Source organism: Synechococcus sp. PCC 7335, from assembly GCF_000155595.1.
GTDB lineage: Bacteria > Cyanobacteriota > Cyanobacteriia > Phormidesmidales > Phormidesmidaceae > Phormidesmis.
Window position 1 is genome coordinate 1,611,197 of record NZ_DS989904.1, and the last position, 13,112, is coordinate 1,624,308.

Consider the following 13,112-nt stretch of genomic DNA (forward strand, 5'->3'; position numbering starts at 1 on the left):
ATGCATCTTGTGAGCGACTAATGGGCTCACCGATAGTCTACCTATTACCTACTTCGACGCATCTATCACACTTTAGTCGTTCACACTCTAGTGTAAAATCACACCCGAACTCAAAGAAACTCGAGCCCTAAGAAATAACTCTAATGCTATTAATGCGTTTACCGTCTAGACACTGGCTCAAGCTAGGATTGGCGTTTGTGCTAGCCTTAGTCGTCGCTGGATTCACTGGGCAACCTGGCTTTGCCCAATTCTCTTTACCCGACGGGTTTGGACAAGGCGACGTCGTAGGTCCACCGTCAGAGGTTACCCGTTATGGCCATATTGAAACTATCCTCGTAAGGTCTCCGCTCAATCCTGACCCGCTGTTCACGATCGCTTCGCCAACAGTTTATAACCGACAGAGCGATGCATCGTTAGAACAACGACCTGTAGAGCAACGTGCTGAAGAAATTAAGGCCAAGCTCCTACTTTTGCTAAGGCGGGAAATGAACCCGGATACGCTTGTATTCGAGGTATCAAAACTGAATAACATCGCCATTATCGATGTTAAGAATGAGCAATACCCTCGGCCTTTGGTTTTAGTTTCGGTAACTGCTAATGATGCTGATTTTAACGGTCAGCCCATCGATGAGCTAGCCAACGAATGGCGCGACATCTTAGAAGAAGATATCCGCAGCGGTCTGATGAAACTGCCAGCAGCAGAGAGACAAGTCACTCAAATTGTTCTAGGTCTGCTCCTCGTTACGTTCGTTGGAGTAGCAATAAAGTACAGCTTATCTAGGCGCCAGGGCGTACTTAGACAGAGAAAAAAAGTAGTTCAAGCCGCCTCGCAGCAAGCTGAATGGAACGAGATTGCGGAAACTAAACCCAGCCTCTTACCAGAGCAGATAGAACAGAAGCGAGCCAGTTTCGTGCAAGGAATGCAGCGAGTGTTTAACCTAGACCGTCAGCTTTCTGTACTAGACTTTGTGCAATGGCTGCTGCTTTGGTTGATTATTCTAGCTTGGTATGGCGGGGTTACTACAGTTGCGATTGTTTCACCTTACTTACTGGAGAATTACCTTGGGTTCTTAGAGTCACTGATTCAGGTGTTAACCATCTGGTTTATCACAGGGTTGGCTATTCGCCTTTGCCGCTTTCTAATAGACTACTTCACAACTGAGAGAAAGGGAATTGACCTAAGCGACCTTCTGACCTACGGAGATGCTCAACGACGTCACCTGCGAGCTTCCACCATTGCTGGAGCGCTTAAAGGATTAGTCACTGTTATCATTATCTTAGCGGGGTTATTATCAGCTCTTTCAGCAGTGGGGCTGCCAACAGGATCGGTCGTAGCCATTGGTAGTGTGGCAGGCCTAGCTATTACCTTTGGCTCCCAAAACCTAGTTAAAGACTTGGTGAACGGCTTTTTTATCTTGGCGGAAGATCAGTATGCCATCGGTGATGTAATTGATATCGGTACAGCCGCTGGGCTGGTCGAAGCTCTGAACTTGCGGGTAACGCAACTTCGAGGCGGCGACGGTGAGCTAGTGACCATTCCTAACAGCGGCATTGCTCAGGTCAAGAATCTAACCCGAAGCTGGTCGCGAGTTAATTTCAGTGTTGATGTAGCCTATCAGACAAACCCCGACGAAGCCTTGAGCACACTTAAAGAGGTTGCTCAAAAGCTATACGACGATCCCGACTGGCATGACAAGATATTGGCTGAGCCAACTGTTCTAGGAATCGATGGGATATCACACAGCGGTATAACAATCACCATCTGGATACAAACAGAACCGTTACAGCAATGGGCGGTCGGACGAGAGTTGCGCTTGCGTGTACGGCGAGCCTTCACCGAAAAGGGCATCGAGATTGGCATGCCGACTTACAATCTTCTAGCAGCGATAAAAGACAAGTAAGGCACTGTTGTTGTGTCGCGATGTACTGATCCGACGCAGTGGCATTCATGAACAGGCAGGTGACTACGGTTGATCCGACCAAGGTACCCGCGCTATTTGCACCTGCAAGGATAGTGCTAGCCAGCTTCTGTAGCATGCCACACGCTTCTAACATGCCGCCGAACAACATCGCGGTGATAATTAGCCAGATCGTGTTGAGCATACTGCTCATGCCCCCTCTAGAAAACAGATCGTCAATCACCGCATTGCCGGTCTCGATGCTAAAGCCGTCAGCAGCTATCTCTAGCAATAGCCTGTAGGCTCCACCCAAAGTAAAGTTTCCATCGAGCATCGTAGTTAGCAGGCCTCGCTGAAAAAGCAGCGCTGCCAAACATCCTAAAAGCACTCCAAAAATTAGAGCAGGTAGAGCAGGTACCCGTAGCGCCACCATCGTTACGACCAACAGCGGTACCGCTAGCAGCAATAGATTCAGATTGAAGTTGCTTTGAATGACCGTCTGTACATCAGCAATGGCGTTCCCGCTCAAGCTATCACCCTGATAGAAAAATCCGAGCACCAGAAACCCGATCAGAGATAGTCCAATGGCTGGCCCTGATGAGTAAACCATATGACGAATGTGGGTGAACAAATCAGTCCCCGCCATTGCCGGTGCCAGATTAGTAGTATCCGATAGGGGAGACATCTTATCGCCAAAGTAACCGCCTGAAATCACTGCGCCAGCAATCATCCCTACTGGAACGTTGAACGTTTTGCCAATTGCAATCAGCGCAATGCCAATCGTGCCACTAGTAGACCAGCTGCTGCCCGTACACAGAGCAACAATACAGCTCACAATGCAGGAGATAAACAAACGACAACTTCTCTATTTCTTCTCGATTGGCTCTTAATGTATGACTGTATACGGCAATAAGACTACATGCAGCCGTGAGTTAAAGCTATGGGGACACGTGGTTTCTGTAGCCGCCGTTGAATACATTTTCTTGTAGAAGAAGCTGCGCTAACGGACACTAGCTATTTATTCTACTTTCTTGCATCAAGAGAGTAGCTTTTAAGATACATACAAAAGTTAGTCAGCAAATACTGCTTAAGTGGAGAGAGCATCATGATCGCACATGTAAAACAGTTTCTGTATCTCAGTATTGGATTAGGTCTTTTATTCACCGTAGCTCAACTAACAAGTCTTGGGACTTATCATCAGAAAGAGTCTGTGAATCAAGGGTTGCAGCTAAACGGCCTGCAGCTAAACGGACTACAGCTAAACGGCCTACAGCTAAACGGACTCGAAATGAATAGAGATTCTTTGCGTAATAGCGTTACTCAACCTGTTGAACAGATACCTTCTGATTGGATCGATACAGACAATACAAGTATCAATATGTCCAGCAAAGAGATGGAGAATGTTGTTCTTGATGGCAGTAAAATTTCCTTTCAGTAATACCAGCTGCTTTGGCTATACTCATATGCAGACGAAACGCATCTTTTTCATACTGTTGGTCTTGCTTATTGTAGGATCGAGCCGTGATTCTTTTGTATATAGAAAAGAAGTAGTTGGAGCAACACTTGCGAGCTTCAATGAGGAAGGGCAGGCGCAAATTCTCAACATCAAAGATGTTCAGATTGATAGTCGAGATCCATCTGAAGAAATCTATCTCTATACCGTTGAGTATCAGCAAGCTAACGGACAGTGGCAAAACCTGTGTTTCCCAGACAGTGAAGGCATAGCAAAAGCCATTCCGCTGTCTGGACGATGGGATAGAACAGGAGCGCATCTCAACGATAGCAGCATCACATTTGCTTGCACTAGCGGAGCCTTAGCTAAATGTGTTCGTTGGGGTTATATGCCCTGGAAGCGCATTGATGGTGAATCGCTCCGGGACTATCACCAAGCCTGCACCCGCATGGTACGTGCTGATTATTGCGGTGATGGCGTTGGTCACACCAAGGAAGGTACAGAGATTGATGTGTATGATCGTTTGGGGTTGCAGCAAAGAACCAGAGGAAGCGGTATGACATTTGAAGCGGCCTGGGGAGCTGATGGGGTTGTTCAGCTAAACCATTTACGATTCGAAGGCGCGATCGCACAGTTAAAGCATGACTGTCCTAAGAAGATGGCATCAGCTCAGCAGGCTATTCGGTATGACAGTCATTATGAAGGCCAATTTCAGCCGAAACTGTCCGACCCACTCATCTTCAACGACTCCTTTGTTCAATTGGTCAAGTAGAAAGTATTTCGATAGAACGAACATAAAAACAGTCCAATATTCAATAAGAAAGAACAAGTGGCGGTAACACCATGGCGCAACCAGCACCAACTGCTAAACAACACCCTAATTTCCGCCAGCGAATGGCCCTAATGAATGGATGGGAGACAGAGGTTGTGATTAACGCCCCTCGGGAAATGGTTTGGGATCAGGTAACCAACTTTGAAGCCTATTCAGAGTGGAATCCTTTTGTACGTAAGGCTCAAGCTGAATTCGTTGTAGGAAAGAAGATCCAGTTCCTAGAAGATCTTGAGCAGTTCGGACAGCACTGGTTGGAAGCCACCTTTCTATCAATAGATCCATATAACGCTTTTGTCTGGAAGGGATATTTCGGAGCATCCTTCCTCTTTTCAGTTCGTCATACGTTTACATTCGAAGCTATCAGTAAAGAGGAAACTTACTTTAGTCAAAGCCACAAGAATTTTGGGCTACTAATTCCTTATCTAGCTTTGCGAGGCATCTATTGCGTGAGCTATCAAAAATATCTTGACTTTAACCAAGCGCTCAAAGAACGATGTGAAAGCACATAAACTATCTACACATTTTCTAGGGCTGAAACCCTTGATGCATGAAGAGCTAAGTGGTCAGCAATGACCGTAGGCTTTGCCATCTCGCAGAATATGCATCCGGCCACTGCTATACCCGGCCAGATTCGCTAGGCCAAATATGACAAACCTCCTAGCCCAATACAGAGCTAAGAGGTTAGAAGGGATTATGTAACTAGTCAATCAAAGACTAAGGCTTACAGTGCATTACCACGAGGAAGAACTTCCTCAGGGAATACAAATTTCTCATGCGGCTGGTCCTGCGGACTCAACCACGCACGAATACCTTCATTCAACAGAATGTTCTTCGTATAGAACGTTTCAAACTCAGGGTCTTCGGCTGCCCGAATCTCCTGCGATACGAAGTCATACGCTCGCAAGTTCAAAGCTAATCCTACAATACCAATCGAACTCATCCATAGCCCCGTTACCGGAACAAACAACATGAAGAAGTGCAACCAGCGCTTGTTGCTAAACGCAATCCCGAAGATCTGCGACCAAAACCGGTTCGCAGTTACCATCGAATAGGTCTCTTCTGACTGAGTCGGCTCAAACGCTCTGAACGTGTTCGCGTTCTCATCGTCTTGGAACAACGTGTTCTCTACGGTCGCTCCGTGGATTGCACACAGTAGCGCACCACCTAGGATGCCGGCTACGCCCATCATATGGAACGGGTTCAGCGTCCAGTTGTGGAAGCCCTGCAAGAACAATAGGAAGCGGAAGATGGCCGCTACCCCGAAGCTCGGCGCAAAGAACCACGATGACTGTCCCAACGGGTACATCAAGAACACAGAGACGAACACCGCAATCGGTCCACTAAAGGCAATCGCGTTGTATGGCCGAATGCCGACTAGACGAGAAATCTCGAACTGGCGCAGCATGAAGCCAATCAAACCGAAGGCACCGTGTAGGGCAACGAACGCCCATAGGCCACCAATCTGGCACCAGCGAACGAAGTCTCCTTGGGCTTCGGGGCCCCACAGTAGCAAGAGCGAATGGCCCATACTATCAGCAGGGGTAGAGACTGCAACCGTTAGGAAGTTGCAGCCTTCTAGGTATGAACTAGCCAAGCCGTGGGTGTACCACGACGTGACGAAGGTAGTGCCGGTCATCCATCCACCGATAGCCAAAAAGGCGCAGGGGAATAGAAGCAAACCGGACCAGCCTACAAAAACGAATCGGTCGCGCTTTAGCCAGTCGTCGAGAACGTCGAACCGTCCTCGCGCGGCGGGCGCTTGGCCCATTGCTATGGTCATAAAAAGGATCTCCTAATTGGATCATTTATATAGGACAGGGTAAAGACACGGCCTAAGACTGATGAACGCAATAAATACCATTGAGTCACCAAAAATATAAAGGTCGTTTACTAATCTTTACCCTTGTTCTCATTATTATAGGATCACTTTCCCTAAAAATCTTCTAAATAAGACATAAAGCTCTGGGAAAGAGGAGGCTTATACGCACGATAGCTATACTAGAGGGCGGACTCAACAGACCTTAAATTTGTAAGTAAAACTGTATGTACATCGTTGAACTAGCGCTAAAGCACACCGCCCTTCCCTTAACTGTGCAAAAGCAAGATAAGGAAGGGGCTGAAGCAGCCTATAAAGAAGTGCTCTCTGCGCTCTCGTCTGGTAATCCAGTGACATTAGAGCTGACCTGCGACAAGGTAACAGATAAAAAGGTCGCGATCGCCGTCAGCGAGCTAGCCGCTGTGCAAATCTATGAAAAGTCAGGGAGTTCTGGCGCTTCGGGCCGAGCACCTGGCTTTTTTGCCTTAGCAGGTGAGTAATCTGGCGATCGCGATTGAGCATGTCAGCTTCAACTGGCCTTCGGGTGCGACCGTACTGAGCGATTGTTCTTTGAGCGTCGCACCTGGAGAATTTTGTATGCTGTTGGGTAACAATGGCAGTGGCAAATCCACTTTACTCAGGCTGCTAGCCGGGCTGCTACCAAGACAAACCGGTAGCATCAAAACCTCTGGTCCAGTTGGCTTTGTGTTTCAAAACCCAGACCATCAGCTGGTGATGCCTACTGTAGGCGCAGACGTTGCTTTTGGCCTAGTCAAAGAGAAGCTAACTGTCAAGCAAGTGCGACGGCGGGTAGAAGAAGCACTCTCGGCAGTGAACTTATTACGGTTTCAGCGGCGGCCGATCTACGCACTTAGCGGCGGTCAAAAACAGCGGGTTGCGATTGCCGGGGCCATTGCCCAGCACTGCGAAATTCTATTGCTAGATGAACCCACTGCTCTGCTCGATCCAGATAGTCAGCTTGACTTGGTTAGGCAGGTACAGTCGCTGGTCAAAAGTAGAGGACTCACCGCCCTATGGGTGACCCATCGATTAGCGGAATTAGACTATTGCGATCGCGCCTTTCTATTAGAAAAGGGAACGCTCAGCGATAGCGGTGACCCTCAAAGGCTCAAACACAAACTTCAACAGCCGTAGCAATGCAGACACACTTACAGAGTTCTATCGCCTAATATGAAAAGTATAGATACCTCACGTTCCTATCGTTAGTCCTTGCTATGGCTGACAGCTCTTCTCAGGCAATCTTATTAGTTGATGGCTACAACATCATTGGGTCGTGGATGGATCTCATTCAGCTCAAAAATTCTCAGGGATTAGACGCGGCTAGAGAAAGGCTAATTGCGTCTTTGGCCAACTACAGCGCCTACCAAGACTATGAAACTTGGGCCGTCTTCGATGCCTACGAACAGCAGGCACCCTCCTCCCAAAACGTCGTTACCAAACATCTATCTGTTCACTATACTGACTTCGGCCAAACCGCCGACAGCTACATAGAAAGAGCTTGCGCTAAGTTTCGCAACGATGCTCGCAAGTTTACAAAGCGATTGATTGTCGCTACTTCTGATAACGTTCATAGACAAACTGTGGTTGGCTATGGCGCAGAAGGCATCTCTGCACTCCAGCTACAAAACGAGGTGACTCGTGTTAATCAGCGGGTCCAGCATCGCCAAAAGCCAAAAAAGAAGCGCTCAGGTCGATTTATGGCCAGCCTTGATCCAGATACCCTGAGTCGCTTGAGAAAACTAAGTAGAGGCGATGGCTAAATAGCTGGCTACTGATGTCAAAAGTGCTGCTTGCCAAAGCGACACCAGCTTATGTACTATGGAGTTCGCATTCCTCAGTAGCTCAGTGGTAGAGCGGTCGACTGTTAATCGATTGGTCGTAGGTTCGAATCCTACCTGGGGAGTTTTAGTTCAATATTTTCTACCGTACAGGACTACCGTGCAGGATCGTTCATGTCTTATTCGGACAAACGACCTACGTACTGTCCTATCTATCAATATTACGATATAAGAATAAGCGAAGGAGTATTAAGCAAAGCTTAAGCGGCTTAAGCTAGAGTATGACAAACGCTTAATATAGACCGAAGGAGTATTATTTTTTCCTGAAAAAGATATTTTGACAATGCGGGCTTAATTCGTCGAGTATAGCTAGACTAGGTGGTCAAATACACCCTCTAAGGTTAGCGGAAATGGTAGCCTTGTCCAATAATCAACACCTTATAATAATATGCCTCGTATACTTGTCATTGATGATGATCCTGCTATCGTTGAGCTTGTTTCCATCAACTTGGAGATGGCTGGATATGACACTACTCAAGCTAACGATGGTATTAAAGGACAGGCCTTGGCTGTCCAGTTGGTACCTGATCTGATCATGCTTGACTTGATGTTGCCAAAAGTAGATGGCTTTACAGTTTGTCAGCGACTACGCAGAGATGACCGTACGGCTGACATTCCGGTGTTGATGCTGACAGCTTTAGGTGAAACCCAAAACAAAGTCGATGGGTTTAATGCAGGAGCTGATGACTATCTGACCAAGCCGTTTGAGTTAGAGGAGATGCTAGCGAGAGTCAGAGCTTTGCTTAGACGTACCGATCGCATCCCACAGGCAGCCAAGCACAGCGAAATTCTAAGCTATGGGCCGCTGACGTTAGTCCCTGAAAGATTTGAAGCGATTTGGCTAGATAAAACTGTAAAGCTAACTCACCTGGAATTTGAGCTGCTTCACTGTCTACTACAAAGACACGGCCAAACTGTTTCGCCTAGCGAGATTTTGAAAGAGGTCTGGGGCTACGATCCTAACGACGACATCGAGACGATTCGCGTACATGTCAGGCATCTGCGTACGAAGCTAGAGCCCGATCCGAGACATCCTCAGTATATCAAGACAGTTTATGGCGCTGGTTACTGCCTAGAGCTGCCAGCTGAAGCTACTCTAAAGCCAGAACAAGCTGCAACTGCCTAGGAAGTTGGTAGCCAAAGCTCAAGGGTACATATTTTGAGGACCACCTGTTGAGATAACGGACGAGCCTGAACAGCTGTTGATTGAATGCTTCCCGCAAACATTGGCTTTGCGGGAATTTTATTTGGAGTAATTGAAATGTTTGGAACTTATCAACAGAGCAAAGTACGCATTGAGATCGCAGCAACTGCTGAGCAAATTGGCCAGAGCTTAACTCAGCTAGAGAACCTTCGGCGATGGATGAAGCCTCAGCAGATCTACGGCGTGACCATGGGCAATTTGAAGACACCGTTAACAGTGGGCCAATCTTTTAAAAGTGCTGTTGGGTTGTCGTCCTCTATCAAGCTAGAGTTCGGACATATCGACCATCAAGTTGAGCTAATTGCCCCGAATGGCATCCGATTTTTATTGAGTGGAGGAATTGATGGCTTTCACGAATGGCAGTGGGGCGATGGGTGGGTGCAATCACGAATCGAGGGAATTTCGCTACTACCATTAAATCTAGCTCAGACAGCTGGATTGATTCGACTACGGCAGCACTTGGAAGCTACAGACTAGAGTTACGGGATAGTGGCGCTGCGCCGGATATGGGTTGAAAGTAGGTTTGCAATTAGCGCTAAAGTTCAGCTCTAGAAATTAGTCAGGCCGATGAACGATAAGCTCTGCGGTGCGCTGCTTAGTGCGGGTGTTGATGCCGATGAGCCGAATGTAGTAATTGGAAAATTCTGATAGGCAATGTTGTAGGCGCTCTTTGGCTTCTACCTGGTTAGCAGTATCGACTGCAGCGTAGGGTTGCCACGAGTTCATTCGAAATCGGCGTTGATCGCTGTGTTCTATAGCGATGCGATCGCCCGAAGACAAGACACTTTGTAGCTGCTGCTGAACTGTAGAAGACAGTGACGACAAACTCGATGACCGACTTGGCTGCTCGCTACCATTAGCATTCGAAGAGGGTTGAATAGAGCGGGCGATACGTGCTTCTCTTAGCCTTTGCCACGGAGATGATTCTTTAGCTGCAGTCTGTTCACTACCCATACCGTAGGGCGTCAGTCCATTGTTAGCGGGTGGGGTAAGTAGCTCAGGATCTCTACGAGGGCGCATGTGCTCCCAGCTAGAGTTTCGGGGGGTTAATGCCTGGTTGTATTCGTTGACTAGGCCCATAGTACGGACGCGATCTTGTTCTTCGACCAGGGTATTGCCTGCTGCTACGAGGTGATCAAGAGTGAAGTGAGGACGGTTGAAGGTGGGTTTTTGGGGCGTGTTGACGACGTTAGTAGCTACTTTTTCGATACCAACCTGCTCTATGAAACGAGTAATTTGTTCATCGTATAGCTGCGATCGCACTGCCCCAAAGAAATCAACTGCCTGATCTTTGAACTGCTTCACCAGCTGCTCAATATCCTCAGCCGATAGTCCATCGCCAGCAAACATACCGCCCACAATTCCTACCCTATCTTCTTCGCTAGGCTGCCAATAGAATTTCTGCATCCGGCCATCTCGAATCAGCGGCGCGTACAGTGTGGCAAAGTCGTTTCCCGTCGCAATAATTGGAATTCTCGGCAGCGCTTTCTCGTCGTAGCTACCTGGAAGCTGCACATTGGTTGGATTGTCCGCAATATTCATTAGCGTGTTGTTTACAAGCTGCGTATTCACGGTGTACTGCGTCATCCGATCAAACCGACCAGCCCCGGCATCTAGATCATTGATCATTAGCACCGCCATCCGCCCGCGAACTCGCACCAGCTCGGCCGCCTCGCGATAGCGCAATCTGATCAGCCGAGCGGGATCACCCGCATCTGGGCTTTCTAGCTCACCACCTGAAATATGGACAACCTCTACGCCCATCCGCTCAAAAACTAGCTCGCACTGAAATGTTTTGCCTTCACCTTTTCGTCCGTGGATGCCTAAAATCAGAGGCACTTTAACTTGGGGTAAGTCTAAGTAGTTCTTGGTGATGTGGACAGCCAGCTTGTTGAGGAACCTAGGCGCGATGTAGTAAGTCATAGAACTAATCTTGAGCGAACCAGCTCTGCCAGGCTGACCACTGGGTAATGAGCTGAGACAGGGCTAAGTAGCCAGATGCACCCGGATGCGCTCCATCGACTGCCGCAACTTCCTGCATCCACAGCGCATTTTTATGTAGAGGTTGATAGACATCTAGATAGGGCACATCTAGTTCAGCGCATAGATCGCTGTAGTTCGCAGATACTGTTTTGGCCCGGTAGTTCATATTCTCATCGGCAACTGGCGGCGGTCCAATCAGCAATGACGGAAACATCGCCTTTGCCTGGGTAAGGATGCGCCGTGCGCACAGTACAGAATCTTTCTCTTCTACAAACCGAATCCCATTTTCTACTCTGTTGTCGTTCGTGCCAAACGAGAACACTACGCGATTGTCAGTTTCACTAGGAAACCTTTTGGCAGCTTCAGCTAACCACCGTACTTCTATCTGTTCACTAGTATTGCCGCGGATGCCCAGGTTGTAGACAGTGAGATTGTAGTGAGGCGAGGTCATGGCGGCGCAGGCTCTACCCACCCAGCCTAGATAGGTCGGATCGCCTGTGCCAGCGACAAAGGAGTCTCCAAAAAAGCAAATGCGAATATCTTTCATGCCGCCTATTGTGCTGCTTTGGCTGCTTGAGTGCGCTCTTCAATCTGAGTCAGTGCCTGTACTACAAGGTCTTTTGCCTGCAGCTTCCAGCCCCTTTTTTGGATGAGGATGGCGATCGCCCCTCCAATCCCAGTGGCGATAAAATCGACTGGCTGTGTAAACGAGATGCCAAACAACAGCCCTAGTCCCGCAATTCCCCAAAAAGGCAATGCCACCGCCTGCCGCTGCTTCAGCAAAATATCGTCAAAAAAGTTTTGATTCAGCTGCCCTTCTAGCTCTTCTTTTACCTGCTTCTGCTGAGAAGGCGAAACCGATAGTGCAATCTTCTGCCGCAGCTTTTCAATCTTTCTAGCATCAGTACTATATTCAGTGAGCTGATCTTCAGCTAGCATTACCAAACGCTCTGTCTGCGACATAGGGCTTCTCTCCTCGGCGTAGCTTTCACTGCATAGCCGATCAACAACAAAATAGACAATATAAAGGGAGAGTAGTTGACTACTCTCCCCCACAGTCAAGTTACATTCATAACTGACAGATACTTAGTAGCGGTAGCCACTGCTGTTATTACTACCGGGCTTGTGAACAATAAAGCTCACAGCTTGGCACTGCTTGACGTTGTCAAAACCAACTACGCGGATGAAGCAGTTGCCGTACTCGGAGCGACAAGCTTGGATTTCATCCAAAACAGCGCGAGTGTTGTTAGCGCCGAACAAAGGCAGCTTCCACATTGTCCAGTAGTAGGCTTCAGGCTCTGATGTTTCGTTGAATTCAACGGCAGGAATATAGCCCATCTGCAGACAGTAGTTGATCTGCTTTTCGATTTGCTGATCAGTAAGCGGAGGCAAGTAGGAGAGAGTTTCGTACCGACGCTCTTTAGGCAGAGTTTTCATGGTTTCTTTTAGGTGAAAATTTGGGCTGAAAATTTGAATCTGAATTTAGACTAATTGAGTCAATTCATTGAGCTAGATAGCTTTATCCGGCGGGTCAGCATCATTGGGATTACTGGTATCGACATCGGTGATGTCTGCGTTAGGGAAAGAGGATGTATCTTCAGAGACCTTTGAATTACCTCTTTCTAACTTATCTACACTAGCGGCTAATTCTTCTGAGGTCATTTGGGTGATTTTCTCGAGATGCTTTTTGCGATGCTCTATGTTGGCCTGTTGAATTTGAGTGGTTACCATCTCAGGTAGAAACTCAGAGACTTCTTCTGCCACATGAAGACGCACTGTCATAACCCTTAAGGCCAGATCAGGCGCCTCTCGAAACAGGCTTTTGATATAGGCTTCGCCATCTTGAAGTTTTTCACGACTCGAGAACTCATGGAGCCAGCGGTGCCGAGGTAGATTGGTTTCTTTAAGTTGGCCTAACACGATACGAACCGCTTGATAGGTAAGGTAGCTCTTAAGTACCTGAGCCGTATCCTTTGCAATTCGCTTGAGATCCATACTGGAGGCATTTTGGGGAAAGCGTGCCGATAAATCTGCTTCGTCAGCCATTGTCCCTTAAGGACACTGCAG

General features: G+C 47.9%; 16 protein-coding genes and 1 tRNA gene. 10 read left to right on the forward strand and 7 right to left on the reverse strand.

From position 1 onward, the window contains the following. Positions 1-143 precede the first annotated feature (143 nt). Positions 144-1,901, forward strand: a complete 1,758-nt coding sequence (locus S7335_RS07110) for a mechanosensitive ion channel family protein (RefSeq protein WP_006455866.1) — start codon at positions 144-146, stop codon at positions 1,899-1,901. Here the strand turns inward: S7335_RS07110 and S7335_RS07115 are convergent. Beyond that, positions 1,834-2,733 (reverse strand): Na+/H+ antiporter NhaC family protein, encoded by a 900-nt coding sequence (locus S7335_RS07115; protein WP_050765801.1) that lies wholly within the window; start codon positions 2,731-2,733, stop codon positions 1,834-1,836. The two genes, S7335_RS07110 and S7335_RS07115, sit on opposite strands and share 68 nt — an antisense overlap. A 270-nt stretch (positions 2,734-3,003) precedes the next feature. On the opposite strand from S7335_RS07115, the gene S7335_RS07120 reads away from it, so the two are divergent. The 3 genes from S7335_RS07120 (at position 3,004) to S7335_RS07130 (ending at position 4,692) form a co-directional block, all read left to right on the forward strand. Further along, complete coding sequence (locus tag S7335_RS07120) at positions 3,004-3,336, forward strand: hypothetical protein (protein ID WP_006454280.1); 333 nt, start codon at positions 3,004-3,006, stop codon at positions 3,334-3,336. A gap of 25 nt (positions 3,337-3,361) precedes the next feature. Beyond that, positions 3,362-4,123 (forward strand): ADYC domain-containing protein, encoded by a 762-nt coding sequence (locus S7335_RS25810; RefSeq protein WP_157620116.1) that lies wholly within the window; start codon positions 3,362-3,364, stop codon positions 4,121-4,123. 71 nt (positions 4,124-4,194) lie between these two features. Further along, positions 4,195-4,692 carry an SRPBCC domain-containing protein gene (locus S7335_RS07130; protein WP_006457285.1) on the forward strand — a complete coding sequence of 166 codons (498 nt, stop codon included), beginning with the start codon at positions 4,195-4,197 and terminating at the stop codon, positions 4,690-4,692. 212 nt (positions 4,693-4,904) lie between these two features. Here the strand turns inward: S7335_RS07130 and psbD are convergent, their stop codons facing one another. Beyond that, positions 4,905-5,963, reverse strand: a complete 1,059-nt coding sequence (psbD, locus tag S7335_RS07135) for a photosystem II D2 protein (photosystem q(a) protein) (protein WP_006453491.1) — start codon at positions 5,961-5,963, stop codon at positions 4,905-4,907. Positions 5,964-6,226: 263 nt separating this feature from the next. On the opposite strand from psbD, the gene S7335_RS07140 reads away from it, so the two are divergent. The 6 genes from S7335_RS07140 (at position 6,227) to S7335_RS07165 (ending at position 9,539) form a co-directional block, all read left to right on the forward strand. After that, positions 6,227-6,499 carry a hypothetical protein gene (locus S7335_RS07140; protein WP_006455641.1) on the forward strand — a complete coding sequence of 91 codons (273 nt, stop codon included), beginning with the start codon at positions 6,227-6,229 and terminating at the stop codon, positions 6,497-6,499. Then, complete coding sequence (locus tag S7335_RS07145) at positions 6,492-7,154, forward strand: energy-coupling factor ABC transporter ATP-binding protein (RefSeq protein WP_006454659.1); 663 nt, start codon at positions 6,492-6,494, stop codon at positions 7,152-7,154. The genes S7335_RS07140 and S7335_RS07145 overlap by 8 nt, the downstream gene beginning before the upstream one ends. Positions 7,155-7,234: 80 nt before the next feature. After that, the gene (locus tag S7335_RS07150) at positions 7,235-7,780 is read left to right on the forward strand and encodes an NYN domain-containing protein (RefSeq protein ID WP_006457420.1); all 546 of its coding nucleotides are present in this window, start codon (positions 7,235-7,237) and stop codon (positions 7,778-7,780) included. Between the two features lie 71 nt (positions 7,781-7,851). Continuing rightward, positions 7,852-7,923, forward strand: a tRNA-Asn gene (locus S7335_RS07155). A gap of 323 nt (positions 7,924-8,246) precedes the next feature. Continuing rightward, positions 8,247-8,984, forward strand: a complete 738-nt coding sequence (locus tag S7335_RS07160; protein WP_006454722.1) for a response regulator transcription factor — start codon at positions 8,247-8,249, stop codon at positions 8,982-8,984. 135 nt (positions 8,985-9,119) lie between these two features. After that, positions 9,120-9,539 (forward strand): hypothetical protein, encoded by a 420-nt coding sequence (locus tag S7335_RS07165; RefSeq protein ID WP_006454162.1) that lies wholly within the window; start codon positions 9,120-9,122, stop codon positions 9,537-9,539. 78 nt (positions 9,540-9,617) lie between these two features. Here the strand turns inward: S7335_RS07165 and S7335_RS07170 are convergent, their stop codons facing one another. The 5 genes from S7335_RS07170 to S7335_RS07190 all read right to left on the reverse strand — a co-directional run bounded on the left by S7335_RS07170 (position 9,618) and on the right by S7335_RS07190 (position 13,091). Next, positions 9,618-10,985, reverse strand: coding sequence for a ribulose bisphosphate carboxylase small subunit (locus S7335_RS07170; RefSeq protein ID WP_006454966.1), 1,368 nt, complete (start codon positions 10,983-10,985; stop codon positions 9,618-9,620). 4 nt (positions 10,986-10,989) lie between these two features. Further along, complete coding sequence (locus S7335_RS07175; protein ID WP_006457083.1) at positions 10,990-11,592, reverse strand: GDSL-type esterase/lipase family protein; 603 nt, start codon at positions 11,590-11,592, stop codon at positions 10,990-10,992. A gap of 5 nt (positions 11,593-11,597) precedes the next feature. Next, positions 11,598-12,008 (reverse strand): hypothetical protein, encoded by a 411-nt coding sequence (locus S7335_RS07180; protein WP_006455517.1) that lies wholly within the window; start codon positions 12,006-12,008, stop codon positions 11,598-11,600. 123 nt (positions 12,009-12,131) lie between these two features. Continuing rightward, positions 12,132-12,482, reverse strand: a complete 351-nt coding sequence (locus tag S7335_RS07185; protein WP_006454627.1) for a ribulose bisphosphate carboxylase small subunit — start codon at positions 12,480-12,482, stop codon at positions 12,132-12,134. A 72-nt stretch (positions 12,483-12,554) separates the two neighbouring features. Further along, the gene (locus S7335_RS07190; protein ID WP_006453850.1) at positions 12,555-13,091 is read right to left on the reverse strand and encodes a chaperonin family protein RbcX; all 537 of its coding nucleotides are present in this window, start codon (positions 13,089-13,091) and stop codon (positions 12,555-12,557) included. Between the last annotated feature and the right edge of the window lie 21 nt (positions 13,092-13,112).

Coding starts and splice junctions, on each gene's coding strand:
- S7335_RS07140 (WP_006455641.1), top strand. CDS start 6,227: ATGTACATCGTTGAACTAGCGCTAAAGCACACCGCCCTTCCCTTAACT.
- S7335_RS07175 (WP_006457083.1), bottom strand. CDS start 11,592: ATGAAAGATATTCGCATTTGCTTTTTTGGAGACTCCTTTGTCGCTGGC.
- S7335_RS07130 (WP_006457285.1), top strand. CDS start 4,195: ATGGCGCAACCAGCACCAACTGCTAAACAACACCCTAATTTCCGCCAG.
- S7335_RS25810 (WP_157620116.1), top strand. CDS start 3,362: ATGCAGACGAAACGCATCTTTTTCATACTGTTGGTCTTGCTTATTGTA.
- S7335_RS07110 (WP_006455866.1), top strand. CDS start 144: ATGCTATTAATGCGTTTACCGTCTAGACACTGGCTCAAGCTAGGATTG.
- S7335_RS07190 (WP_006453850.1), bottom strand. CDS start 13,091: ATGGCTGACGAAGCAGATTTATCGGCACGCTTTCCCCAAAATGCCTCC.
- S7335_RS07165 (WP_006454162.1), top strand. CDS start 9,120: ATGTTTGGAACTTATCAACAGAGCAAAGTACGCATTGAGATCGCAGCA.
- S7335_RS07180 (WP_006455517.1), bottom strand. CDS start 12,008: ATGTCGCAGACAGAGCGTTTGGTAATGCTAGCTGAAGATCAGCTCACT.
- S7335_RS07170 (WP_006454966.1), bottom strand. CDS start 10,985: ATGACTTACTACATCGCGCCTAGGTTCCTCAACAAGCTGGCTGTCCAC.
- S7335_RS07185 (WP_006454627.1), bottom strand. CDS start 12,482: ATGAAAACTCTGCCTAAAGAGCGTCGGTACGAAACTCTCTCCTACTTG.
- S7335_RS07150 (WP_006457420.1), top strand. CDS start 7,235: ATGGCTGACAGCTCTTCTCAGGCAATCTTATTAGTTGATGGCTACAAC.
- psbD (WP_006453491.1), bottom strand. CDS start 5,963: ATGACCATAGCAATGGGCCAAGCGCCCGCCGCGCGAGGACGGTTCGAC.
- S7335_RS07160 (WP_006454722.1), top strand. CDS start 8,247: ATGCCTCGTATACTTGTCATTGATGATGATCCTGCTATCGTTGAGCTT.
- S7335_RS07120 (WP_006454280.1), top strand. CDS start 3,004: ATGATCGCACATGTAAAACAGTTTCTGTATCTCAGTATTGGATTAGGT.